The organism is Leptotrichia sp. oral taxon 218 (genome assembly GCF_018128225.1).
Taxonomy (GTDB): domain Bacteria; phylum Fusobacteriota; class Fusobacteriia; order Fusobacteriales; family Leptotrichiaceae; genus Leptotrichia.
Map to the genome: position 1 here is coordinate 187,170 of NZ_CP072377.1, position 21,879 is coordinate 209,048.

The window sequence follows — 21,879 nt, forward strand, 5'->3', positions numbered from 1 at the left end:
AAAAAACAAAAGGAAGGAAGTTAAAATTTATGAAAAGAAAATTTATGAAAGCAATGGTGCTTGAAAAACCGTGTAGTGCTGAAGAAATGAAAATAAAAAATGTTCCAATTCCAGAAGTGAAAAAAGATTGGATTCTTGTGAAAATAAAAGCATTTGGAATAAATAGAGCTGAAATTTTTACTCGTCAAGGAGATTCGCCATCGGTAAAACTTCCAAGAGTAATTGGGATCGAATGTGTCGGCATTGTGGAAGAGCCGTCTAACAGCGATTTTAAAAAAGGTGACAAAGTTTTTTCGATGATGAATGGCATGGGAAGAGAATTTGACGGAAGTTATGCAGAATATATTTTGATTCCGAAAAATCAAGTTTATAGATTGCCTAATGAAAAAAGTTTCTTCAAGAATATTGATAATATCGAGTTAAAAAATAAGGAGCAATTAAAAGAAAAATTTTCAGAAAATTTGGAAATCACAGAAAAAAATATTTTCTGGTCAGAAATTGCAGCGTATCCAGAACTTTATTATACAGCGTATGGCTCACTTTTTAAAAGTTTGAAATTAAAGGAAGGAGAAACACTTTTAGTTCGAGGTGGAACAGGGTCGGTGGCATTAGCAGCTATTCAGTTGGCAAAAGCTATCAATGTGAGAGTTATCGCTACGAGCAGAAGTGCATCTAAAGAGCAGTTTTTGAAGGGAAAAGGTGCAGATGAAGTGATTGTTGGGAATGAAAATTTTGATGAAAATTTGAAAAAATTATTCCCAGATGGCGTGGATAAAGTTTTAGAATTAATTGGAAGACCAACTTTGAAATCGTCACTAAAATCAGTAAAGCAAGGTGGAATCGTCTGTATGACAGGATGTCTTGGAGGCTGGATAATTGAAGATTTTGAGCCATTGGTTGATATTATTTCAGAGTCATATTTAACTTCATTTGATAGTACAAATGTCAATAAAGATACAGTTAATGAAATGTTTGATTTTCTTGAAAAACATTCGATTAGACCTAAAATTTCAAAAGTTTTTACATTGGATGAAATCGCAAAAGCACATGAATTTTTGGAAGGAAATATGGCGAATGGGAAAGTTGTTGTGGTTGTGGATTAATAGAAAAATGTGGTATAATTATATTAATAAAAATAATTGTGAGCAAGAACGAAGTAATTAGAAAAAATGGCTGGAATAATAAAAATTAGTTATTTTTTTGAAATTAAAATATATATTAAAAATATTTTGTTTACTTTTTGCAAAATTTGTGTTATTTTATAATTAAGAAAAATTGAAATAAAAATTTATGCGAAAAGGAGCGCCTAATAATGAAAAGTCAATTAAAAAAGATAATTCCATGCATTATGGCTGGAGTTGCAGGAATAAGTTATGGAAAACCAATAGATAATAGCAATATTGAAACAAATGATTCTTCGAAAGTTACAGAAGAAGAAAGTGTTGCTTTAAATAAAAGTGATCCTGACAATGACGACGAAAATGAAAATCTTGTAATTGAAAAGATTAGCATTAAAGAATTTGAAAAAAGAAGATCTGAAAGAAAAAAAGAAGACTCTAAAAAAGATAAAGATAAAAATCAAAATCAAACAGTTATTGTTAAGAAAGAAAAAGAAAATTATCGTGATGAAAATATAGCTGCAAATCCTTCAAAAAATTTTGAAAATGTATCTTCTAAAGATTCAACAACATCTAATTATAATTATAAAAGAAATAATATAAGAAAGAAATCTCAAAATAGTTATAGTGAAGATCCTGATTTAATTCAAATTAATGTTGAATATAAAAGTGGCTTTGCAAAAAAACATAGAGCAGAAGAAACACCGCTTAAAAATCAGACAGTTGTTATGCCAACTTATCATGCTCCAGCAGATGGAGATCAATATTGGGAAAGTGTTGCTAAAAATGGTGCTGGAAAAATCCCTTATGCAATTATAAATCCTAATAATGGACCTGATACCCAAGTAAATGACAATTTTACAAAACAGATAAAAAAAAATAATGAAGCGGGAGTAAAAAGTGTAGGTTATGTCAAAACTACAGGATTTACAAGAAATCTTGACGATGTTTATGCTGATATTGATAAATATGTTGAGTTTTATGGAAATAATAATATTTCTGGAATATTTTTTGATGAAACTTTGAATGGAAATAATCAAAATGAAGTAAATTATATGTTAAATTTATATAAATATGTTAAAACTAAGTATCCCAGCATGACCGTAATAGGAAATCCAGGTGCACAGATTAATGATGCAATTGCACCATATGCAGATATTTGGCTAACAAATGAAACTTCAGCAAATGATTACATAAATAATTTTGCTAACAGAACTTCTGAATTTGAAACTAATCCAGAAAATGCCAATAAAATTTATCATATTATTCATTCTGCAACACCTGAACAATATGAAGAAATTATAAAATTATCTCGTGAAAGAAATGCGGGACTTGTTTATATCACAACTGCTGCAACGCCAAATGCTTATGATGATTTGCCAACATATTTTGAAGATTTGATGATGACGATTAATAATTTTACTCCAAAAACTGGAAGTTTATTTTCACCTGAAAATCAATCGGCGGAAAAAGTTACAGTTGAAATGCCTCGTTCAAAAGTTGATTTAGATTTAGCGAGATCGGCTAGAAATACGACATTAAAAAATCTTGAAAAAACAAAAGATGGTCAGTACAAATTGGATATCCAGTATTTGGATAACAATGGCGACAGATATAAAGATAAAAAGAGCAATGTAAAATATAATTCGGTCAGTGATGGTATTTTATTTAATGGATCAAAAGATTTTGGGAAATTTACTTTGGGAACAACTTTTGGGTATGACACATCTAATGTTTATTACAAAGAAAAATTTGAAGATATAAAAGAAAAAATTAAATCTTATCAGCTTGGATTAAGTGTAAAATATGACTTTAACGACAACATTGATTTAATAGGAAATTTACTTTATTCGACAAATAAACATAGATTTGAGACAAGTAAAACTCTTGGAGCTATAAGTGATGCGGAATTTAAGTCAAAGATTTTAGATTTTTCAACAAAATTAGGTTACAAATTTTTATTTGACAACGGCTACATAAAACCATATGTCGGTCTTGGAGTTACAAGAGTTAAAGAAGGAGATATTGACAAACTTAACTTTTTAGGAACATCGACAACTTTACCAAACGGAATAATTGGAATTTATGGAGAAACATCGCTTGGAAAAGTTGATTTATTTGGTAATGTGGAATATGAAAGTAGATTTTCTAAAAAATCTTATCACAGAGAAAGAGAACATTTGACAAGATATGAACTTGCGCCGTTATCTTATTCAAGAGGTGGAGTAAATGCGGAAGCTGGTTTAAAATATAATGTCACAAATAATTTTGGTGTAAAATTATCTTATGAATTGCAAGACAGTAAAAATAGCGCTGTAAAATTAGGATTTAATGCCGCATTTTAAAAGGATATTTTAAAAATATAAGGAGAAGAGATTTAATTAATTTATGGAAGAGAGTAAAAACAAAAATTTTATAAATAAAAAAAATATGATAATTGCAGGAATTGTATCTTTTGCAATTCTTGTGATTGTTATTTTAATACTGATATTTAATGGAAATAAAAATTTAAAAGATAATGGTGTTTTCGAGGAGGATGACAATATTTTTAGAATTAATCCAGTAAAAGACCCACAACTCGCATATTATAATTTTCGTGGAGAAGAATATCCTGATTGGTCAAAATTTGGACGAGTTCGAAGTAATGGTCTAAGAGTTCATCAGGGAGTTGACATTTTTGCGCAGCCTGGGACTGATGTGTATGCGGTTTTAGATGGAAAAGTTGTTGATTTATATGTTGATAAAAAAGGTTACGGTCTAAATCTTTATTTGGAAGTAAATCCTGCTGATTTGGAAAAAATAAAAAGAAAGCATTATAAGCCAAAAGAAAGTGCAAGAGAACAGCTTTACGGACCTAATTACAATCCTGCGTTTCCGATAAAGTATATAAGATATGCTCATTTGAGCGAAGTTAAAGTAAAAGTTGGTGATGAAGTGAAAGCTGGACAGGTTATAGCAAAAACAGGGACAACAGGAAATGCAAGTGGAACTCATGCGCCACATTTACATTTTGAAATAGCTTTTGAAATGAGAGGAAAAGGTCTTTTAAACAGAGTCGATCCTGAAATGTATTTTAAAATAAAAAATGGAAATAATTTGACCAAAGAGGAGAAAAAAATTCAAACTGAGAAAAGTAAAATGCAGTGGTTTGAGCCAAAAGGCTATGACAAAGGATTTATAACTGAAAGCATATTTTTGGAGAAAGAAAAGGAAAAAGAAAAGTTGGAAAAAAATTTAAAAGATGGTAAAAAAATCGAAGAAATTGAAAAAACTAAAAAATTAAAAAATAAAACTCAAAAAAATCAAAAAAGAGAATAGAATAGAACAAGGAAAGTAGGGAAAATTTATGAAAAAACTAAAGAAAGCACTTTTAGTATATAATCCGAAATCTGGAAATTCAAATGTAATTTTGAATAATTTCGATTTGATAGTTACCAAACTTTTAAAAAAGGGAATTATAGTAACTTTTTACAGTATAAATAAAAATTATAATAAACTCTGTGATATTTTGGCAAGTGAAAAATATGATATTTTAATTTTATCTGGTGGAGATGGTACGCTTAGCCGAACTTTAAGTGAAATTTATGTAAAAAATATAAAGTTTCCAAAAGTTGCTATTTTTCCAACTGGAACTTCAAATGATTTTGGAAAATCACTAAATTTAGGAAATAATATTGATGATTGGATTTACAATATTTTAATAAAAGAGCCGAAGTATGTTGATTTTGGTTTAATTAATGGGAAGAAGATTTTTTTGTCATCTTATGCAAGTGGACTTTTTTCAAAAATTTCTTATAATACAGACAAAAATTTAAAAAAGACAATTGGAAAAGTTGCATATTATTTGAATGGACTCACAGAATTGACAAATATAAAAAAATTTGATTTAAAAATGCAGATTTTTGATGGAAAAGATTATGAAGATATTGAAGAAAAGGCAATTTTATTTATGATTTTGAATGGAAAAAGTGTTGCTGGATTTGATGAAATAATTTACAATGCGGATGTAAATGATGAATTTTTGCATATTTTAATTGTAAAAAATATTGACAATCCGCTTGATATTTCAAAAATATTTTTAGATTTATTAAATAATAATTTGATGAACAACGATTATGTGAGAATTTTGCAGATAAAAAAATGTGAAATTAAAAAAATTGAAGAAAAAATAGGAGTTAGCATTGATGGCGAAAGAGGGAAAAATGAAGATGTGAGCGTAAAAGTCATTAGTAATAAGTTAAAAATATTTTATTAATTTTCTTAAAATTGTAAATAAAAAAAAAGATATTTAAAATAAGTCTTTAAAAAATTTAAAAAATGTGGTATAAATAATATATAATAAAAAATTTGATTATGGAGGAAAAAAAGTATGAATAATGGATATTTAAGTTTTGTTTTGCATGCACATTTGCCTTATGTAAGACATCCTGAATATGAGGAATTTTTGGAAGAAGACTGGCTATATGAAGCTATTACTGAAACATATATTCCGCTTTTGGAAATGTTTGAAAATTTAACAAGGGATAATATTCCTTGGAATATGACAATAACAATGTCAGGGACACTTGTAAATATGATGAATGACGATTTGTTGAGAAACAGATATTTAAAACATATCAACAAGCTTGTTGAATTTTGTAAAAAAGAATTAGAAAGATTAGCACCTTATCCTGATATGAAAAAAGTTGCTGAACATAATTTGTGGTTTAACCAAAGAGCAAAAGATGTTTTTGAGAAAAAATACGGAAGAGATTTAGTAGGAGCATTTAGAAAATTTCAGGATCAAGGGAATTTGGAAATTATACCTGTTACAGCGACACATGGATTTTTACCTGTTATGAAAGATTATCCAGAAGCAGTAAACGCTCAGGTTTATATGGCAAAAAAAGATTACATAAAAAACTTTGGAAGAGAACCTAAAGGAATATGGCTTGCAGAATGTGCTTATTATCCTGGACAAGATAAATTTTTGGAAAAACACGGATTCCGTTACTTTTTAGTCGACGCTCACGGAATAATGCACAGTGATCCAAGACCAGTTTATGGAATTTATTCACCTGTTTATACAAAAAATTATGTTGCAGCATTTGCTCGTGACTTAGAATCATCAGAACAAGTTTGGAGTTCGGAAATTGGATATCCTGGAGATGGAGTTTATAGAGAATTCCATAAAGATGCTGGATATGAATTGGACTACGATTATGTAAAACCTTATTTACATAGTGATGGTGTAAGAAGAAATATTGGAATAAAATATCACGCAATCACAGATAAAAAAGGTACTTACAAAGCGGTTTATGACCCTGAGTTAGCATATAACAGAGCCAAAGAACATGCTTATAATTTCGTATTTAATCGTTCTAAACAAATTCAATTTTTGGCTTCAAAAATGAAATATAGAAAACCAATTGTAATTTCACCATATGATGCGGAATTATACGGACACTGGTGGTATGAAGGACCTATCTTCTTGGAATGGGTATTTAGAGCAGCAGCAGAATCTGATTTTTCAACAATTACACCATATAAATATTTGAAAAAATATCCAACTAACCAAATTGTGGATGTAAGTATGTCAAGCTGGGGAGCAAATGGATATTATGATGTTTGGATTGATGGTTCAAACGATTATGCGTATAGACATTTGCACAAAGCAGCAGAAAAAATGATAGAACTTGCAAATGGAAGAGAACCTTACAATGAATTGGAATACAGAGCATTAAATCAAGCTGCAAGAGAATTAGTCATGGCTCAGACTTCTTGTTGGGAATTTATAATGTATACAGGAACAATGGTGGGTTATGCTCATAAAAAAATAAGTGACCATGTAAATAGATTATTCAAAATTTACGAAGATTTCAAAGGTGGTTCGCTTGACGAAAGCTGGATTTCTGAAATAGAAAGTAGAGACAATATTTTCCCTGAAATGGATTATAGAATGTATAGAAGTGACTGGCTATAAAAATTAAAAAATTAGAAAAATAAAAAAGATAAGAAAATAAAAAATAAAAAATAAAAAAAATTTTATTAAATCGGACTGGACTTGAGCCAGTCTTTTTTATAAAATTTAAAAAAATATAAAGAAAAAAGAAAAAGAAAGAATGCAAGAAAGAAAAAAATACAAGAAAGAAGAAAAAAATGAAAGAAATTATAAAAGTTTTACAAGTTTTGTATAAAATTATTGTTTCTTATATTATTTCTACAAAAGTAAAACTTATGCGAAATGAAAATAAATATTTGAAAAATGATGTTCGTTTAAAGAAGTTTAAATTTATGATGTTAAAAAAAATAGAAAATGAAATAAGGGAATTAAGAAAAGTTTGTGAAAAAAATAAGACTAAGAAAAATTTAAAAAATCTTTATTACAAGCGAAAAAAATATTTGAAAATAAAAAATAATCAAATTAAAATAATGGATTTTTCCCAATTCTTTTTGGAAATTACGGTTTATGTAATGTTGATATTGACTTCTTTAAATATCGCCTGGCAAATTAAAGTTTTGGATTATCACATTTATTTATTGATTTTTGTGAGCTGGATAACATTTGTCATAGTTTGGATGAGTTTGGTTTTTATAAGGTGGGCAAGTCTATTTTGGGTGCAGATGACGAAAAAGTTTTATATTGGTGCTTTTTATTTGCATATTAAATGGGATAAAATAATAGTTGGAATAATTTTGCTGTTTTTGGCAAATCTTACTTTTCAGAATTATACAAAAAAGCTTTTGGAGAAAAATCAGAGTTTTTTAATTTTGGAAAGCGATGATGTGGATGATATGGATTTGTTGAAAAATTCTACTATTGAAATTTTGAATGAAAATTATCATTTTAAATGGTCGGTTGATAAAAATGGGAAAATTATTGATTCGAGAAATAAAATAGAAGGAAATTATAGAGTTGAAAATTTGTTAGTCAAGGAAAATAGCAGTCTTATGCTTTATTATGAAAAAAATAGAAGTAATTTTGAAGAAGAAAATGGAAATTTGAATTCACAAAAGGGCGAATATGTTGATTTAAAAAATAATGTTGTGAAAATTTTTTCAAAAAATAAAATTTATAGCGGAAATATTATTTCAGGAAAAGTTATAAAACTTTCAAATGGAATTTATTTACCGTTAAACAGTAGTTATCGATATTTTCAAAAAAACAAAGGGAAAGAAATTTTTATTGTGGATAAAAAATTGAAAATAAAAAAACAGATTAATTATGTGATGTTTTTGATTTCTGTAATTTTTATGTTACTTTTGACTTTAAAAAATAGATATTTTGAGCTGGAATTTATTACAAAAGAAAAAATTATGTATAAAATTTTGCAAAGAGAGAAAAAATATTCGTTTGAAATAAGAAAACTTGTACTTTCAATATTAAAAATAATCCGCATGGCAACTGCAATTTATATTCCTGTGCAGGTTTATTTGCTAAGAAATATCGTATTTAGTCTTTTTTTAGAAAAAAGTTTGTATAAAATCAACAAAAACATAAATTTATTATTTTCATTATTATTTTCACAAACTTTTCTTTTGACAATTTTAATATTTTATGGCTTGAGAAAACTTTATAAAATTTTGAGAGTTATTGCAAAAATAATTTATGAAGAAGGAAGTAATGATTTAAGAGATTTGATAGAAAATGAAAATGAAAAAGATAAAAAAAATAAATTAAATAAAATAAATTAAACTAAAAAATCCCACATCTTAAAATCTTTAGTCAATTGTGGTATAATAATTTATAAAATAAAATTGACGATATTAATTTAAGAAAGGAAAAAATTATGATAGCTGCCTTAAAAGGAATGAAAGATAGATATTCTGATGATGTGAAAAAATACGATGCGATTGTAGATGCTTCAAAAAAAGTTTTTGGAAAATATGGATTTGAGCGAATAATTACGCCGATTTTAGAGGAAACGGAGCTTTTTAGAAGAGGTGTTGGAGATGAGACTGATGTTGTTTCAAAAGAAATGTATGATTTTAAGGATAAAGGAGAAAGAGATGTTACAATGCGTCCAGAAGGAACTGCGGGAGTTGTGAGAGCGTATCTTGAAGCTGGATTTCATAAGTCTTCTCCAATAGTGAAATGGTTTTACAATGGTCCAATGTACAGATACGAAGCACCGCAAAAAGGGAGAATGAGAGAATTTCATCAAACTGGAGTGGAAATGTTTGGTGTGAGAAGTGCTTATTTAGATGCAGAAATTATTAAAATGGGTTGTGATTTTCTTGAAGAGCTTGGAATTACTGGCTTAGTTGTGGAAATTAACAGCTTGGGAAATGTTGAGTCGAGAAAAAAATATATTGAAGATTTGAAAAAATTTATGTTTGAAAGACTTGATAAATTGAGTGAAGATTCGCAAAAAAGATATGAGAAAAATCCTTTGAGAGCTTTGGATTCTAAGGATAAAGGTGATCAGGAAGAGTTTAAAAATGCACCAAAACTTTATGATTATTTGGATGAAGAAAGTAAAAAATATTTTGAAGATACTAAAAAATATTTGGAATTGTTGGGCGTGAATTATGTTGTAAATGATAAATTAGTTAGAGGGCTTGACTATTATTCGGACACGGTTTTTGAAATTAAATCGAGTAAATTGGGGTCACAAGCGACAGTTCTAGCGGGTGGACGATATGACAGATTGCTTGAAATATTAGGAAATGCGAAAGTTCCTGGAATTGGATTTGCCGCTGGAATGGAAAGAATTGCGATGTTAATGGATGATTCTATAATTTCTGAAAATGAAGAAAAAATTTATGTAATTTATTTCGATGATACAAAAGAATATTTTGTGAAAACAGTAAATGAACTTAGAAAAAATGGCATTAAAGTAAACTTTGACTATAATGCAAAAAGTTTTGGAGCACAAATGAAAAAGGCAAACCGTGAAAATGCTGAATATGTGTTGATTTTAGGGGAAGAAGAACGAGATGAAAATGTGATTACGGTTAAGAAATTTAGTACTGGGGAGCAGAAAAAATATGGCTTCGAGGAAGTTTTGAAAATTTTGAAATAAATTTGAAAGGAATGATTATTCATGTGGATTCATCATTTGACACATATTGAAAATTTAGATAGTATTTTAAAAAATGGATTAATGTCTAGAAATGAATTAAAAAATATAGGATGTGATTATAAAGATACAGCAAATATAGAAATAGTTGAAAAAAGAGGTGGATTAGAAAATAATATTCCTTTTCATATTGATTATCTACAAAAAAAATATGGAATTCCTTATAATTGGAGTGTTTTGAAGGTTAATAAAAAAGAAAATATGATTTTTTTAAATTGTGCTACAGAAAGTTTAACTTTAAATAAAATTACTCTAAATTATTTTTTATATCATCCAATTTCTAAAAATAATCACGAATTTAAAAATTTAGATGAATTTATTAAAAATTTAAGAAAAGAGGAAGAAAAGTTACCAAAATATAATGGGGGTTTGAATTATAAAGATAGAGAAGTTCAACAATTTCTTATGTCTGAAATATTAATAGAGGATAGATTAAATATAGATTTTAATTGGAAAATAATAGTTTGTTCTGAAGAACAATCAAAAAAAGTTAAAAAAATTTTGAAAAATAATAATATTGATGTTGAAATTTCTATAGATAAATATAATTATTTTTATAGGTAAAAGGTGATTTTTATGGAATTTAAAAAAGGAAATATCTTTGAAAGTGATGCTGATGCATTAATAAATCCTGTAAATACAGTTGGAATAATGGGGAAAGGATTAGCTTATCAATTTAAGAGAAAATATCTAAATAATTTCAAAAATTATGAAAAAAAATGTAAAATTAAGGAAATTGAAATTGGGAAAGATTTAGTTTATACGGTAGAAAAAGGAAAAATTATAATTAATTTTCCAACAAAAAGAAATTGGAGAGAAAATTCAAAGATTGAATATATAAAGATTGGATTGAAAAAATTGGAAGAGTTAATTTTAAAATTAGATATTAAAAGTATAGCTTTACCACCGATTGGAGCAGGAAATGGTAAGTTGGATTGGAATTTAGTAAAAAATGAAATTTTGGAATTTGATAAAAGAATTTCTCAAAAAATTAAAGTTGTGGTTTATGAACCGTCATTAAATGAGATAAAATTAGGTAAAGGACATTATTTGATAGCATATGCTTTAATCGAATGTAAAAAAATGAAAATAAAAACTGAATTGACGGATTTAATTTTTCAAAAGTTAATATATTTAGGAGATAAGAGTAATTATTTTAATTTTAAAAAGGAATTAAAAGGTCCATTTTCAAAATTATTAAACATACAGTATTTGAAATTAAAAGAATATTCAAGAACAAGTAATAAGAAAATTACTGAAATTGAAAAAGAAATGTTAAAAACTAATATAACAGAAAATTTACAAAAAGAAAAATTAAATTTAAAAAAGGCAGTAAAAATTTATATTAATATGAAAAAATTTTACAATATTTCTTCAAATAATTTATACGAAAAAGAAAGTAAAATTGAACTGCTTTCGACACTTGACTTTATATTGAAAAATGAAAATTTAAAAAATATAACGGTAGAAAATGTTTACAATAAGTTGAAAAATTGGAATAAAAGGAAGGATAAAAAATATAATATTGAAGATGTAAAAACAATGTTTGATTTTATGGAGAAAATAGGAATACTAGAGAAAAACATATTTGAAGAATATATTTTAAAAGAAATGAAGTGACTCTTTGGGAAATTTAGTAAATTGTGCTGCTATTATTCTTGCAAGTTTAATTAGATTTTTTGTTGATCACAAGTTTAAAGAAGATATAAAAATATCGTTATGAAATGTGCTGGGCTGTTCATAATAATTGTTGGTGTGAAAAGTATAATGAATTCAAAGTGGGATATTATGGTTTTAATTTATTCGATAATTAGGCAGATTATTGATATTGATTTGAAACTGAGAAATTTTGAGCTATTTTTGGGAAAAAATAAGAAAATAAAATATAAAATCATTAAATAAATAAAAGAAAGGATAAAAAATGTATAGAGACTATAAATTAAATGAATTAAGAATGGAAAATATTGGCGAAGAAGTGACTTTGTCAGGATGGATTTCTAAAGTTAGAGATTTGGGGCACTTTGTGTTTATTGACTTGAGGGATAGATATGGGGTTACTCAAATTTTGTTGAATGAGGAAGTTTCTGGGAGTGAGCTTTTTGAGGAAGCTAAAAAGTATAAGAATGAATGGGTTTTGAAGGTTACAGGAGTTGTGGCTGAGAGAAGTAGTAAAAATAAAAATATTCCAACTGGGGATATTGAAATTGAAGCGAAAAAAATTGAAGTTTTAAGCCGTGCGAAACAGTTACCGTTTGAAATTAGTGAAACTGGGAATCTTAGTGAAAATATGAGATTGACTTATAGATATTTGGATATTAGAAGACCTAAAATGTTGAATAATATTATTAAAAGAAACGATATGCTGTTTTCAATTAGAAAATTTATGAATGAAAATGGATTTTTGGATGTTGATACTCCGATTTTGGCAAAAGCGACACCTGAAGGAGCGAGGGATTTTATCGTGCCAAGTAGAACTAACAAAGGTGATTTTTATGCATTGCCACAATCACCACAATTGTTTAAGCAAATACTTATGGTTTCTGGGATTGACAAATATTATCAATTAGCAAAATGTTTTAGAGATGAGGATTTGAGAGCGGACAGACAGCCTGAATTTACTCAATTAGATGTGGAAATGTCGTTTGTTGAGCAAGAAGATGTGATTTCAATGGCTGAAGAATTGACAAAGACAGTATTTAAAGATGTTACAGGAATTGAAATTACTGAAAAATTTCCAAGAATGAGCTACGATGATGCGATGAATTTTTATGGTTCAGATAAGCCAGATTTGAGATTTGATATGAAATTGATTGATTTGTCAGAAGAAACTGCTAATTGTGGATTTGGCGTTTTTGAAAATGCGTTGAAAGATGGTGGGAATGTAAAAGCAATTGTTGCACCAAATGCGGAAAAATTCTCGAGAAAATATATAAAAGATTTGGAAGATTATGTGAAAACATACTTTAAAGCAAAAGGTTTGGCGTATATTAAAATGAATGAAAATGGAGAAATAAATTCTCCAATTGCGAAATTCTTCTCAGAAGAAAAATTGGCACAAATTATTGAAAAATTGGGAATCAAAAATAATGAAGTTGCGTTAATTTTAGCTGATAAATATAAAGTTGTGCATGATGGATTAGGAGCATTGAGATTGAAACTGGGAGAAGAGTTGGAATTAATCGACAAAAATGCGTTTAAATTTTTATGGGTAGTTGATTTTCCTATGTTTGAATGGAGTGAAGAAGAAAATAGATATAAAGCGCAACACCATCCGTTTACTTCGATTAAGGAGGAAGATAGAAAATATCTTGATACGAATGAACTTGCAAAAATCAAGACAGATTCATACGATATTGTCTTGAATGGTTATGAAATCGGTGGAGGAAGTATCAGAATTCACGATGAAGATTTACAAGCGAAAGTTTTTGAAAAATTAGGATTTAGTCAAGAAGAATTAGAAGACAAATTTGGATTCTTCTTGGAAGTGTTGAAATATGGAGTTCCGCCACATGGAGGACTTGCTTACGGAATTGATAGATGGCTTATGGCAATGTTGAAGGAAGACTCGATAAAAGAAGTAATTCCGTTCCCTAAAACTAATAAAGGACAAGACTTGATGACTGGAGCACCTGCAGGAATTGAAGAACAAGTGCTTGAAGATGATTTGAGATTGAAATTGCTGGAAGTTGAAAAAGAAGATTAGTAATAAAAAAAATTTTATAATTAAAAGATTAGCAAGGGGTCTTGACCCCTTGTCAAAAAATGTAAAAAATAAAGGAGAAGTATCCAGAATGATTTTAATATTCGGAACAAAAAGAAAATTTAAAAATTTAGGAACACTAGAAAACTGTCATTGTTCAAGATGTAACAACACATCTGACTGGAATTTTATGGAATATCGTGACTGGTTTACTTTGTTTTGGATACCAGTTTTTCCAATAAGTGGTAGAAAAGAATATTTAGAATGTCCAATTTGTCGTCAGGTTTATGATGTGCCAAAGAATTAGTTGTTTGAATTAATAAGTTAAAAAAATAAAATTAGAAAATATTTTTTAGGTTTTAGATTAAAAGTGTGAGGAAATAAATGATTTATTTTATTGGAGGGAAAAAGCAGAGGGAATTTAAGTATTTCGAGATTTTGGAGAAAATACGGAAGGAAAATGTGGGGATTAGTGAGAGTTTTTTTGATGTGGATCTGAAGGAAAATGAGCAGTTTTTGGAGAAGATTAATATTAATTCGATATTTTCAAGTCAGGAACTGGTTGTGTTAAAAAGGGCAGAAAAACTGAAAAATATTGAGGAAATCTTGAAATACATAGCAAATCTTGAGATAGTAAATAAGGAAATTATTATTGATTATGACAAGGAAGATGGGAAATTTGGGGCGAAGTTAAAAAAGTTGCTGGATGAGTTGGAAAAAAATAGGAAAATGAAAGTCTTTTTGTTTCAGAAGGAGACTGAAGAGGAAATACGGGCCTATATTGTGAATGAACTGGGAATAAATGGCAGGGATCTGGCATTGCTTCTGGAGATGATTGGAAATAATCCGTTTAAAGTTAGAAATGAAGTGGAGAAAATTAAGATTTTTTTGAATGGAGAGAAATTTGATATTAAAAAAATAAAAAATGTTGTGTCGGTTGAAAAGGAATATCGGATTTATGAGATGACACGGAATATTTTGTTGAATAAGCCAGCGGATGTAATGAGATATTTGGAGCAGAAGAAGGAATATATGGGAATTTTGTATTCTCTTTACAGTGAACTTGAAATAATGTACAAAATAAGCTCGTTAAAAGTGAAAGGGCGAAAATTCAGTAAAAATTACAACACTTTTAAAATTGAATTTGAAGAAATAAAAGAAATTTTCAAATCCAATAACAGAATCCCAAATTCCTATGTAATTTTCAAAAAAATAGAACTGGAGCGAAATTACACAAATGCCAGTTTAAAAAAATTAGTTTTTAGATGCTGGGAAATCGAAAAAGACATAAAGACTGGTAAAATAGAAATGGAAACAGGAGTGGAAATGTTAATTATGGAAATTTGCTCATTATTTAGAAAAAAATAATTTTAGAAATCCTAAAATATGAATAAATATAAACATCGAACCAAGATGTTTAAATAATTGATTTATAATTAGATTGCTTAAAAGCTATGTTAACTGTAACTGATAGAATTTCAATAAAAAAATTAAAAAATACGAATAAAATTTGAAAGTAAACATAAAAGAGGTGTATTTCTAATGGGAATATTAAAAAAGATATGGGATATGCTGCCAGAAGGACGTCCGATTTGTGTGCCTAAGCCAGAAGCGTGGGGAGTAAAACAGGAGGAAGATAAAGAAACAGATAAAGATTTAAAGAAAAAAGATGATGTGGAAAAAGTAAAAAAATAAAGTTTTTTGTGAAATTAAGTTTTAATATAAACTCATTATTGTCAGAAAATAATTGAAGAGGGTGCATTTAGACGCTCTCTTTTTTATTTTATAAGGATTTTTATATTAAACTCCATTTAAAAAATAGAAATAATTTTTTATAATAAGGTTGTTTGATAATTGATTAATAAATATTTTTCATAATTACTATATTTTTTCTTTTTTATTTTTACAGGATTGTTCATTACCCTTGCAGTAAAGGTTTGAAAGTCTAGAAACATAAAGCAGAAATATACAAATATAAAGAAATATGATATAATAAAAAAAATATATAGCAAGTTAAATATTATGAGTACAAATGAATGTAAAAAAACATTTAAAAGAAAGACTAACTATATTATACAAGGGGAAATAACATGAACAAATATTTAGAATTAAAAAAAGCAATAGAAGAATTTTTAGAACTAAGAAAAAATTTAAACAATAGAAAAGATATTAAAGAGTCACATAGTTTATCCTTAATAAGTTATCTATGTATAGTTAACTATTTAGTATATGGAGAAATTAGCAGATTTCGTGAAGATGTAAAAAAGGATATAGAAGAAGAATTTCGAAAATGGAGTCAAAATTTAGGAAAATTTGATCCATTATTAGATTATTATTTTGTATCTGTTACTTCATACGGAAAAGATTCGGAAAAAAATGAAGAAATAAGACAGATTAATATAAAAGTTGGAGAATTAACACATAAAATAAAAAAACTTAGTATTGAAATTTATATAAATGATCTTATACCTTGGAGAAATTAAATAAACTTGAAATAGCATACTGCACCCAAAATTTATCTAGAAGTTTAAATTTATATATAATGAAGCTGAGGGATCTGATAGAGAATAGGGAGGACAACAGAAGGCTAAGCCTTATTGGGTTAACACAAGAACAGGTGAATGGACTAGAAATAAATCAAAATATTTTTACCTAATACTAGAATACCTGGAGTTGAAATTTTTTGAATATGTTAAATAGGATAAATATGATTAGGAAGTGAAAAAATTGGAAATATATTTAAAATTAAAAAAGACAATAGAAAATTTTTTGGAAGTAAGAAAAAATTCTATTCAGGAAATGAAATTAAAAGAATCAAATGGATTAAATATTCAGTATTATTTGTATTTAGTTAATTGTTTAATATATGAACAGCTAGAGAAAATTCCGAAAAATTTTAAAGATGAATTAAAAGAAGAAATATTAAACTGGACAAGATATAGAGCTAGTTATGGGAAATATGATCCTTTAGAAGATTATAATCTTTTAAGCGATTCTTATGGTTGGGACGATAAAGAAAAAATGGAAAAATTAAGGAAAATTAATGTAAAATTATCAGAACTTATAAAAGATATTATAAAAATAAGTACAGAAATAGTAGAAAATGATATTTATCTATTTTAATTTTTAGAACTTAATGAGATTTAAATCATATTCTGAATTGACTAAAGAATTCTAGTTATACTTATCAAAAAAATTCTATTACTCGAAATTTTGATTTTAATCATATACTAAATGGAGAAACTAACATTTAGGAATTAGAAAAAGGGAAGACATTTTAGTTTTTCTTCTCCCAATGGTTTAAATAATTGATTTATAATTAGATTGCTTAAAAGCTGTTTTAACTACAACTCTATGAAAAGTATGATAGAATCTCAGCAAAAAAATTAAAGAATATGAATAAAATTTAAAAGCAAACAGAAAAGAGGTGTATTTCCAGTGGGAATATAAAAAAAATATGGGATATGCTGCCAGAAGGACGTCCGATTTGTGTGCCAAAACCTGAGGCTTGGGGAGTAAAACAGGAGGAAGAGAAGGAAACTGACAAAGATTTAAAGAAGAAAGATGATGTGGAAAAAGAAAAAAATTTAAAAGGACTGTCCAGTTTAGAAGTAAAACAATATTTAGAATATATGGAAAGAAGCCGTGGAGGGAAAAAATAATGATAATATATTGTTTATTTTTTACAGTAGTATTTTTTACAAATTATTTTAAATGGAAAGTCGCCATAGAATCTAAATTTAAAAATTATAGTTCTTTTGATGAATTATTTTCTATATTGTTAATAATAATTTCATGCTATATTTTATATATCTGGACATTATTTTACGTGTCTATTGGAATAAAAAGTTTAGAAAATTCAGTTTATTACATTTTATATTCGATAGCATTAATATTAATAATAATATTTTATGGATTAAAAATTATCATTCTGAGAAAAGAAAATAGTAATATTAAAGTTCCAGTTCTTTTGATTTCAACTGTTATTGAATTAATAATTATGATATTAATTGGAGTAGATGCTTTTTAAAAAACAAAAAAAATCATAAGGGTGGAAAATACTATTTGAGGTATTCTGAACCGTATAATGTATTATGGAGAAATTGCATAGTTAAGGTAGTATTAGATTCTCGAGGTTCGGTATTAAATGGTGGATATTCACTTCTTGGAAGAAATTGTACAACAATGTGGAGTGTACCCAAAATCTTGGACAAATAATTTGAAAACTTGTTTTCTATTTATTAAAACTTAGTTTAAGAAAAGTAATTTGAAAAAAGTACATAGATGAATTTAAAATGTTAATTTTAGAATTATTAGAAGAAGGAAAAATAGAAATTATAAAAAAACAAAGCTATATTTTCAAATAATCGTTGTTGTAAAAGACAGCGATTATTTTTTTTTATATTGAATATAATTTGAATTTTTAAAATAATTTTTTATCCAATAAATTTTATAAAAATATTTATTTGTACTAAGCCCAGGTAAAAAGAAGTAATAAAATTTTAAAACAAACTTGACAGTGTAAAGATTTGGGTGTATAATCTTTACAGTGATAAGATAATGAAAGTTAGGGGGAATTTAAATATGGAAAAAATTAAAAAAAGTTACCATCATGGGAATTTACGGGAAGAATTGATTGAAAAAGGGATAGAGGTGATAAATGAAGAAGGAGAAGAAAAATTATCTTTAAGAAAAGTAGCTAAAATGTGCGGGGTAAGTAATGCGGCACCATATACATACTTTAAGAAAAAAAGTGATTTGCTTTACGCAATGAGCGATTATATATGGGGAATATTGGCGGCGGAACTTGATAGAACAAGGAAAAAATATGAAAATCAAGAGAATTTACTGGTAAAATTAGGAAAAACATACGTTATGTTTTTTTGTGAGAATCACAGATATTATCATTTTATGATTTCAAGAAAAAATATGAAAATAGATTTATTTTCAAAGTTTTCAGAAATAGAAAATAATAACGAAAAAGCCTTTAGTATATTAAAAATCGAGGCGATAAAAATACTTGAAAAAATGGGAGTGCCAAATCAGGCTATGCAAGATAAAATTATAGCAATGTGGGCGTTGGTACAGGGATTAGTAACAATAATGATTATGAATGATATAACATATTCTGAAATTTGGGAAGAAAAAATAGAAGAGATAATAAAATCAGTTTGTATAGTAAAGTAATATTAAAATGAAATTTTAAAGTTGTTATGCTATATGAGTTTAAATCTTAAATAAGGTGAGAAAATGGAATTGATTATACATGATTTAGATAATGAAAAATTGAAAAATTTGAAGTGGAAAATTGAAAAAAAAGAAAAAATTATAGATAAAATAAAAGAAAGTATAAATAAAAAGAAAATAATAGCTGATGAAGATATGTTTATAATTTGTGATAATAATAAAATTAAAAGCTGCATGGGGTGCTTTGAATGCTGGATTAAAACTCCTGGGAAATGTAAAATTAGGGATGGATATGAAAATTTAGCAAAATTATATTCAAAATCAGACAAAGTTGTGATTATAAGTCAATGTGTCTATGGTTCTTATAGTCCGTTTGTAAAAAATGTGCTGGATAGGACAATTCCATATTTGTTGCCATTTTTTAAATTTAAGAATAAGGAAATGCATCATATCGCACGAAATAAAACGAGATTTGATTTAAATGTATATTTTTATGGAGAAAATTTGACACAAAGTGAAAAAATGGCGGCTAAAGAAATAGTAAAGGCTAATAGTGTGAATTTAGATGTAAAAAATTTTAAGGTTTCTTTTTTAGAAGATCAGGGAGAATGATAAAATATGAAAATCACTGTAATAAATGGAAGTCCAAAAGCAGTTAAAAGTAATTCTGAAATATTAGGAAACTATCTTTCGTCTTTATTTAAAGAAAATGAAATAAAAAAATATTATTCAATTTCTTTTAAGTTAAATGATAAAATGAAAAATGAAATCTACAATAGCGATGTTTTAATATTTCTTTTTCCTTTATATGTTGATGGAATTCCATCCAATTTGTTAAAATTACTTGTAGAATTTGAGAAGGAAAAAGTTATAAAGTCTGGAAGTAAAATTTATTGTGTGGTTAATAATGGATTTTATGAAGGAAAACAAAATCATTTAGCAATTCTGCAGATGAAGAACTGGTGCAAGAAGGTTCAGGCAAAATGGGGGCAAGGAGTTGGCGTGGGTGCAGGAGAGTTGTTGCCATATTTGAAAAAATGTAAATTGGGTAAAGGACCTCTGAAAAATTTAGGTATAGCATTAGAAAAGTTTTCTGACAATATTTTAAATTTCAAAAGTGATGAAGATATTTATATAAATCCAAATTGGCTAAGAATTTTGTATTTTGTACAAGGATCGATTTCTTGGATTTTAAAAGCGAGAAAAAATAATTTGAGGGTAAAAGATTTGTTTAGAAAAAGTAATAAATTATAAAAAAAGAAACTATCTCATAAGATAATTTTATGAAATAGCTTCTTTTTAAATTATATAAATTGTTTTAGGTTATTAGGCATTTGTAACAATATCAATCAATTCTTCAATTGTTTTTTCTCCAACAGAAGCTTTTTCTCCATTGATATAAACAACTGGCACACCTTGAATATTTTTTTGAGTAACTTCTTCAGTGAAAACTCCTCCGTCAATTAATGAAGTTGTGATATTTTCATTTGCCATAGAAATTATATTTAATGCTTGAATAACTTCAGGACATTTTGTACAAGAAAGAGAAACATAAGTTTCAATATTTAAAGGTTTTGTAACAGATTCAACTTTAGTTAATTGTTCTCCTTCCAATTTTTTACCCATGCCAGCAAGTCCAAGTATTGCCAGAATGAAACTATTGAATTCGTGTCCTCCAGGAATTCCGTTAAAGTTAATTCCAGATTTTTTTCCATCTTTTAACAAAGTAAATGAAATAGGTCTTGTGATATTGTGCGTTTTTTCAAAATCAGCGTCACTTCCAAAAGTTTTTTTTGCGTAATTAACTTTGTCTGAAATGGCGTCAACTTCTGTTAAAAAACTATCTAATTCTTTTGATTTTTCACTGTCGTCTAAAAAAGCCACCATTTCGATATTTCCGTTTATATTATTAAAATACCCCTTTAATTGTTCTACAATATTTTTATCTAATAAAGCCATTTTTACTCCTTTTAATTTAATTTAATTTCTATTATTTATTTTTTTATTTATATTTTTTTTATTTATTGAAAATAAGGGAGAAAAACTCCCTTAAATCATTTTATATTTTTAAATTGTGGATAATTTTTTTATGAATTAAATTTTACCTACTAAATCTAATCCAGGTTTTAATGTTTTTTCTCCTTCTTTCCATTTAGCTGGGCAAACTAATCCAGGATTGTCGTGTACAAATTTTGCAGCTTTTGCTCTTCTTACTAATTCTGAAGCATCTCTTCCGATTCCACCGTCATTTACTTCATAAGCAACGATTTTTCCTTCAGGGTTTACAACGAAAGTTCCTCTGAAAGCCATTCCTGATTCTTCTTCCAAAACATCAAAGATTTTAACTAATTCTTTTTTTGGATCTCCTAGCATTGTGAAAGTTACTTTGCTAATTGCTTCTGAATGATCGTGCCAAGCTTTGTGAGTGAAGTGAGTATCAGTACTTACTGAATAAACTTCAAATCCCAAATCATTTAATTCTTTGTGGTGATCTTCCAAATCTTCTAATTCTGTTGGGCAAACAAATGTGAAATCTGCTGGATAGAACATAAAAATGCTCCATTTTCCCAAAATATCTTTTTCAAAGTTTACTTCTCTGAAAGTTTCATTTTGATAACCTTGAACTGTAAAATTATCAACTTTTTTTCCAATTAATGACATATTTATTCCTCCTAAGTTTTAATTTTTGAATTTATAGTTAAATAAATCAAATTAAAAATTTTTATTTTAGAGAAATTAATTTACACTAAACCGAAAAACAAAAATCGGTTAATGAAAAATAGAGAAATTTTCTGACAATTGATTTTATTAT

24 protein-coding genes are annotated in these 21,879 nt (G+C 27.2%); 22 read left to right on the top strand and 2 right to left on the bottom strand.

All coding sequences use genetic code 11. The annotated features are described in order from the left end of the window. The first annotated feature begins 29 nt into the window (after positions 1-29). The 22 genes from J5A73_RS00950 (at position 30) to J5A73_RS01055 (ending at position 20,321) form a co-directional block, all read left to right on the top strand. Complete coding sequence (locus J5A73_RS00950; RefSeq protein WP_211615821.1) at positions 30-1,103, top strand: zinc-binding alcohol dehydrogenase family protein; 1,074 nt, start codon at positions 30-32, stop codon at positions 1,101-1,103. A gap of 209 nt (positions 1,104-1,312) precedes the next feature. Next, complete coding sequence (locus J5A73_RS00955) at positions 1,313-3,463, top strand: spherulation-specific family 4 protein (RefSeq protein ID WP_249069321.1); 2,151 nt, start codon at positions 1,313-1,315, stop codon at positions 3,461-3,463. 43 nt (positions 3,464-3,506) lie between these two features. After that, on the top strand, positions 3,507-4,436 hold the full coding sequence (locus J5A73_RS10730; RefSeq protein ID WP_211615823.1) for a M23 family metallopeptidase: 930 nt from the start codon (positions 3,507-3,509) through the stop codon (positions 4,434-4,436). A 28-nt stretch (positions 4,437-4,464) separates the two neighbouring features. Further along, positions 4,465-5,373, top strand: coding sequence for a YegS/Rv2252/BmrU family lipid kinase (locus J5A73_RS00965; RefSeq protein WP_211615825.1), 909 nt, complete (start codon positions 4,465-4,467; stop codon positions 5,371-5,373). Positions 5,374-5,487: 114 nt separating this feature from the next. Beyond that, a complete protein-coding gene (locus J5A73_RS00970; protein WP_211615827.1) occupies positions 5,488-7,080 on the top strand; it encodes a glycoside hydrolase family 57 protein in 1,593 nt (530 codons plus the stop codon). A gap of 176 nt (positions 7,081-7,256) precedes the next feature. Further along, positions 7,257-8,792: a hypothetical protein gene (locus J5A73_RS00975; RefSeq protein WP_211615829.1), complete on the top strand. Its 1,536-nt coding sequence runs from the start codon at positions 7,257-7,259 to the stop codon at positions 8,790-8,792. A 95-nt stretch (positions 8,793-8,887) separates the two neighbouring features. After that, entirely contained in the window at positions 8,888-10,123 is a 1,236-nt protein-coding gene (gene hisS, locus J5A73_RS00980; protein ID WP_211615831.1) for a histidine--tRNA ligase, read from the top strand. A 21-nt stretch (positions 10,124-10,144) separates the two neighbouring features. Continuing rightward, complete coding sequence (locus J5A73_RS00985) at positions 10,145-10,744, top strand: DarT ssDNA thymidine ADP-ribosyltransferase family protein (RefSeq protein WP_211615833.1); 600 nt, start codon at positions 10,145-10,147, stop codon at positions 10,742-10,744. A 12-nt stretch (positions 10,745-10,756) separates the two neighbouring features. Beyond that, on the top strand, positions 10,757-11,800 hold the full coding sequence (locus J5A73_RS00990) for a macro domain-containing protein (protein ID WP_211615835.1): 1,044 nt from the start codon (positions 10,757-10,759) through the stop codon (positions 11,798-11,800). Positions 11,801-11,899: 99 nt separating this feature from the next. Next, positions 11,900-12,082 carry a hypothetical protein gene (locus tag J5A73_RS00995; RefSeq protein ID WP_249069323.1) on the top strand — a complete coding sequence of 61 codons (183 nt, stop codon included), beginning with the start codon at positions 11,900-11,902 and terminating at the stop codon, positions 12,080-12,082. Between the two features lie 19 nt (positions 12,083-12,101). After that, positions 12,102-13,883, top strand: a complete 1,782-nt coding sequence (gene aspS, locus J5A73_RS01000; protein WP_211615837.1) for an aspartate--tRNA ligase — start codon at positions 12,102-12,104, stop codon at positions 13,881-13,883. 88 nt (positions 13,884-13,971) lie between these two features. Beyond that, a complete protein-coding gene (locus J5A73_RS01005) occupies positions 13,972-14,187 on the top strand; it encodes a zinc-ribbon domain-containing protein (protein ID WP_211615839.1) in 216 nt (71 codons plus the stop codon). Between the two features lie 77 nt (positions 14,188-14,264). Further along, on the top strand, positions 14,265-15,248 hold the full coding sequence (holA, locus tag J5A73_RS01010; RefSeq protein WP_211615841.1) for a DNA polymerase III subunit delta: 984 nt from the start codon (positions 14,265-14,267) through the stop codon (positions 15,246-15,248). 174 nt (positions 15,249-15,422) lie between these two features. Beyond that, the gene (locus tag J5A73_RS01015) at positions 15,423-15,575 is read left to right on the top strand and encodes a hypothetical protein (RefSeq protein ID WP_021743305.1); all 153 of its coding nucleotides are present in this window, start codon (positions 15,423-15,425) and stop codon (positions 15,573-15,575) included. Between the two features lie 395 nt (positions 15,576-15,970). Then, entirely contained in the window at positions 15,971-16,363 is a 393-nt protein-coding gene (locus J5A73_RS01020) for a hypothetical protein (protein WP_211615843.1), read from the top strand. Positions 16,364-16,607: 244 nt separating this feature from the next. After that, entirely contained in the window at positions 16,608-17,003 is a 396-nt protein-coding gene (locus tag J5A73_RS01025) for a hypothetical protein (protein WP_211615845.1), read from the top strand. A 341-nt stretch (positions 17,004-17,344) separates the two neighbouring features. Next, complete coding sequence (locus J5A73_RS01030; protein WP_211617472.1) at positions 17,345-17,542, top strand: hypothetical protein; 198 nt, start codon at positions 17,345-17,347, stop codon at positions 17,540-17,542. Next, the gene (locus J5A73_RS01035) at positions 17,542-17,910 is read left to right on the top strand and encodes a hypothetical protein (protein ID WP_211615847.1); all 369 of its coding nucleotides are present in this window, start codon (positions 17,542-17,544) and stop codon (positions 17,908-17,910) included. Before J5A73_RS01030 ends, J5A73_RS01035 begins: the two co-directional genes overlap by 1 nt. A gap of 35 nt (positions 17,911-17,945) precedes the next feature. Next, a complete protein-coding gene (locus J5A73_RS01040) occupies positions 17,946-18,098 on the top strand; it encodes a hypothetical protein (protein ID WP_211615849.1) in 153 nt (50 codons plus the stop codon). A 366-nt stretch (positions 18,099-18,464) separates the two neighbouring features. Further along, entirely contained in the window at positions 18,465-19,067 is a 603-nt protein-coding gene (locus J5A73_RS01045; RefSeq protein WP_211615851.1) for a TetR/AcrR family transcriptional regulator, read from the top strand. A gap of 63 nt (positions 19,068-19,130) precedes the next feature. Then, positions 19,131-19,679, top strand: a complete 549-nt coding sequence (locus tag J5A73_RS01050; RefSeq protein ID WP_211615853.1) for a flavodoxin family protein — start codon at positions 19,131-19,133, stop codon at positions 19,677-19,679. 6 nt (positions 19,680-19,685) lie between these two features. Further along, positions 19,686-20,321, top strand: a complete 636-nt coding sequence (locus tag J5A73_RS01055) for a hypothetical protein (RefSeq protein WP_211615855.1) — start codon at positions 19,686-19,688, stop codon at positions 20,319-20,321. A 72-nt stretch (positions 20,322-20,393) separates the two neighbouring features. Here the strand turns inward: J5A73_RS01055 and J5A73_RS01060 are convergent, their stop codons facing one another. Both J5A73_RS01060 and ahpC read right to left on the bottom strand, forming a co-directional pair. Then, entirely contained in the window at positions 20,394-21,026 is a 633-nt protein-coding gene (locus J5A73_RS01060) for a thioredoxin family protein (protein ID WP_211615857.1), read from the bottom strand. Between the two features lie 135 nt (positions 21,027-21,161). Further along, entirely contained in the window at positions 21,162-21,728 is a 567-nt protein-coding gene (gene ahpC, locus J5A73_RS01065; RefSeq protein ID WP_211615859.1) for an alkyl hydroperoxide reductase subunit C, read from the bottom strand. Positions 21,729-21,879 lie beyond the last annotated feature (151 nt).

Excerpts from the sequence above, each read along its gene's own strand:
- J5A73_RS00950 (WP_211615821.1), top strand. The coding sequence starts at position 30 with ATGAAAAGAAAATTTATGAAAGCAATGGTGCTTGAAAAACCGTGTAGT.
- J5A73_RS00955 (WP_249069321.1), top strand. The coding sequence starts at position 1,313 with ATGAAAAGTCAATTAAAAAAGATAATTCCATGCATTATGGCTGGAGTT.
- J5A73_RS10730 (WP_211615823.1), top strand. The coding sequence starts at position 3,507 with ATGGAAGAGAGTAAAAACAAAAATTTTATAAATAAAAAAAATATGATA.
- J5A73_RS00965 (WP_211615825.1), top strand. The coding sequence starts at position 4,465 with ATGAAAAAACTAAAGAAAGCACTTTTAGTATATAATCCGAAATCTGGA.
- J5A73_RS00970 (WP_211615827.1), top strand. The coding sequence starts at position 5,488 with ATGAATAATGGATATTTAAGTTTTGTTTTGCATGCACATTTGCCTTAT.
- J5A73_RS00975 (WP_211615829.1), top strand. The coding sequence starts at position 7,257 with ATGAAAGAAATTATAAAAGTTTTACAAGTTTTGTATAAAATTATTGTT.
- hisS (WP_211615831.1), top strand. The coding sequence starts at position 8,888 with ATGATAGCTGCCTTAAAAGGAATGAAAGATAGATATTCTGATGATGTG.
- J5A73_RS00985 (WP_211615833.1), top strand. The coding sequence starts at position 10,145 with ATGTGGATTCATCATTTGACACATATTGAAAATTTAGATAGTATTTTA.
- J5A73_RS00990 (WP_211615835.1), top strand. The coding sequence starts at position 10,757 with ATGGAATTTAAAAAAGGAAATATCTTTGAAAGTGATGCTGATGCATTA.
- J5A73_RS00995 (WP_249069323.1), top strand. The coding sequence starts at position 11,900 with ATGAAATGTGCTGGGCTGTTCATAATAATTGTTGGTGTGAAAAGTATA.
- aspS (WP_211615837.1), top strand. The coding sequence starts at position 12,102 with ATGTATAGAGACTATAAATTAAATGAATTAAGAATGGAAAATATTGGC.
- J5A73_RS01005 (WP_211615839.1), top strand. The coding sequence starts at position 13,972 with ATGATTTTAATATTCGGAACAAAAAGAAAATTTAAAAATTTAGGAACA.
- holA (WP_211615841.1), top strand. The coding sequence starts at position 14,265 with ATGATTTATTTTATTGGAGGGAAAAAGCAGAGGGAATTTAAGTATTTC.
- J5A73_RS01015 (WP_021743305.1), top strand. The coding sequence starts at position 15,423 with ATGGGAATATTAAAAAAGATATGGGATATGCTGCCAGAAGGACGTCCG.
- J5A73_RS01020 (WP_211615843.1), top strand. The coding sequence starts at position 15,971 with ATGAACAAATATTTAGAATTAAAAAAAGCAATAGAAGAATTTTTAGAA.
- J5A73_RS01030 (WP_211617472.1), top strand. The coding sequence starts at position 17,345 with ATGCTGCCAGAAGGACGTCCGATTTGTGTGCCAAAACCTGAGGCTTGG.
- J5A73_RS01035 (WP_211615847.1), top strand. The coding sequence starts at position 17,542 with ATGATAATATATTGTTTATTTTTTACAGTAGTATTTTTTACAAATTAT.
- J5A73_RS01045 (WP_211615851.1), top strand. The coding sequence starts at position 18,465 with ATGGAAAAAATTAAAAAAAGTTACCATCATGGGAATTTACGGGAAGAA.
- J5A73_RS01050 (WP_211615853.1), top strand. The coding sequence starts at position 19,131 with ATGGAATTGATTATACATGATTTAGATAATGAAAAATTGAAAAATTTG.
- J5A73_RS01055 (WP_211615855.1), top strand. The coding sequence starts at position 19,686 with ATGAAAATCACTGTAATAAATGGAAGTCCAAAAGCAGTTAAAAGTAAT.
- J5A73_RS01060 (WP_211615857.1), bottom strand. The coding sequence starts at position 21,026 with ATGGCTTTATTAGATAAAAATATTGTAGAACAATTAAAGGGGTATTTT.
- ahpC (WP_211615859.1), bottom strand. The coding sequence starts at position 21,728 with ATGTCATTAATTGGAAAAAAAGTTGATAATTTTACAGTTCAAGGTTAT.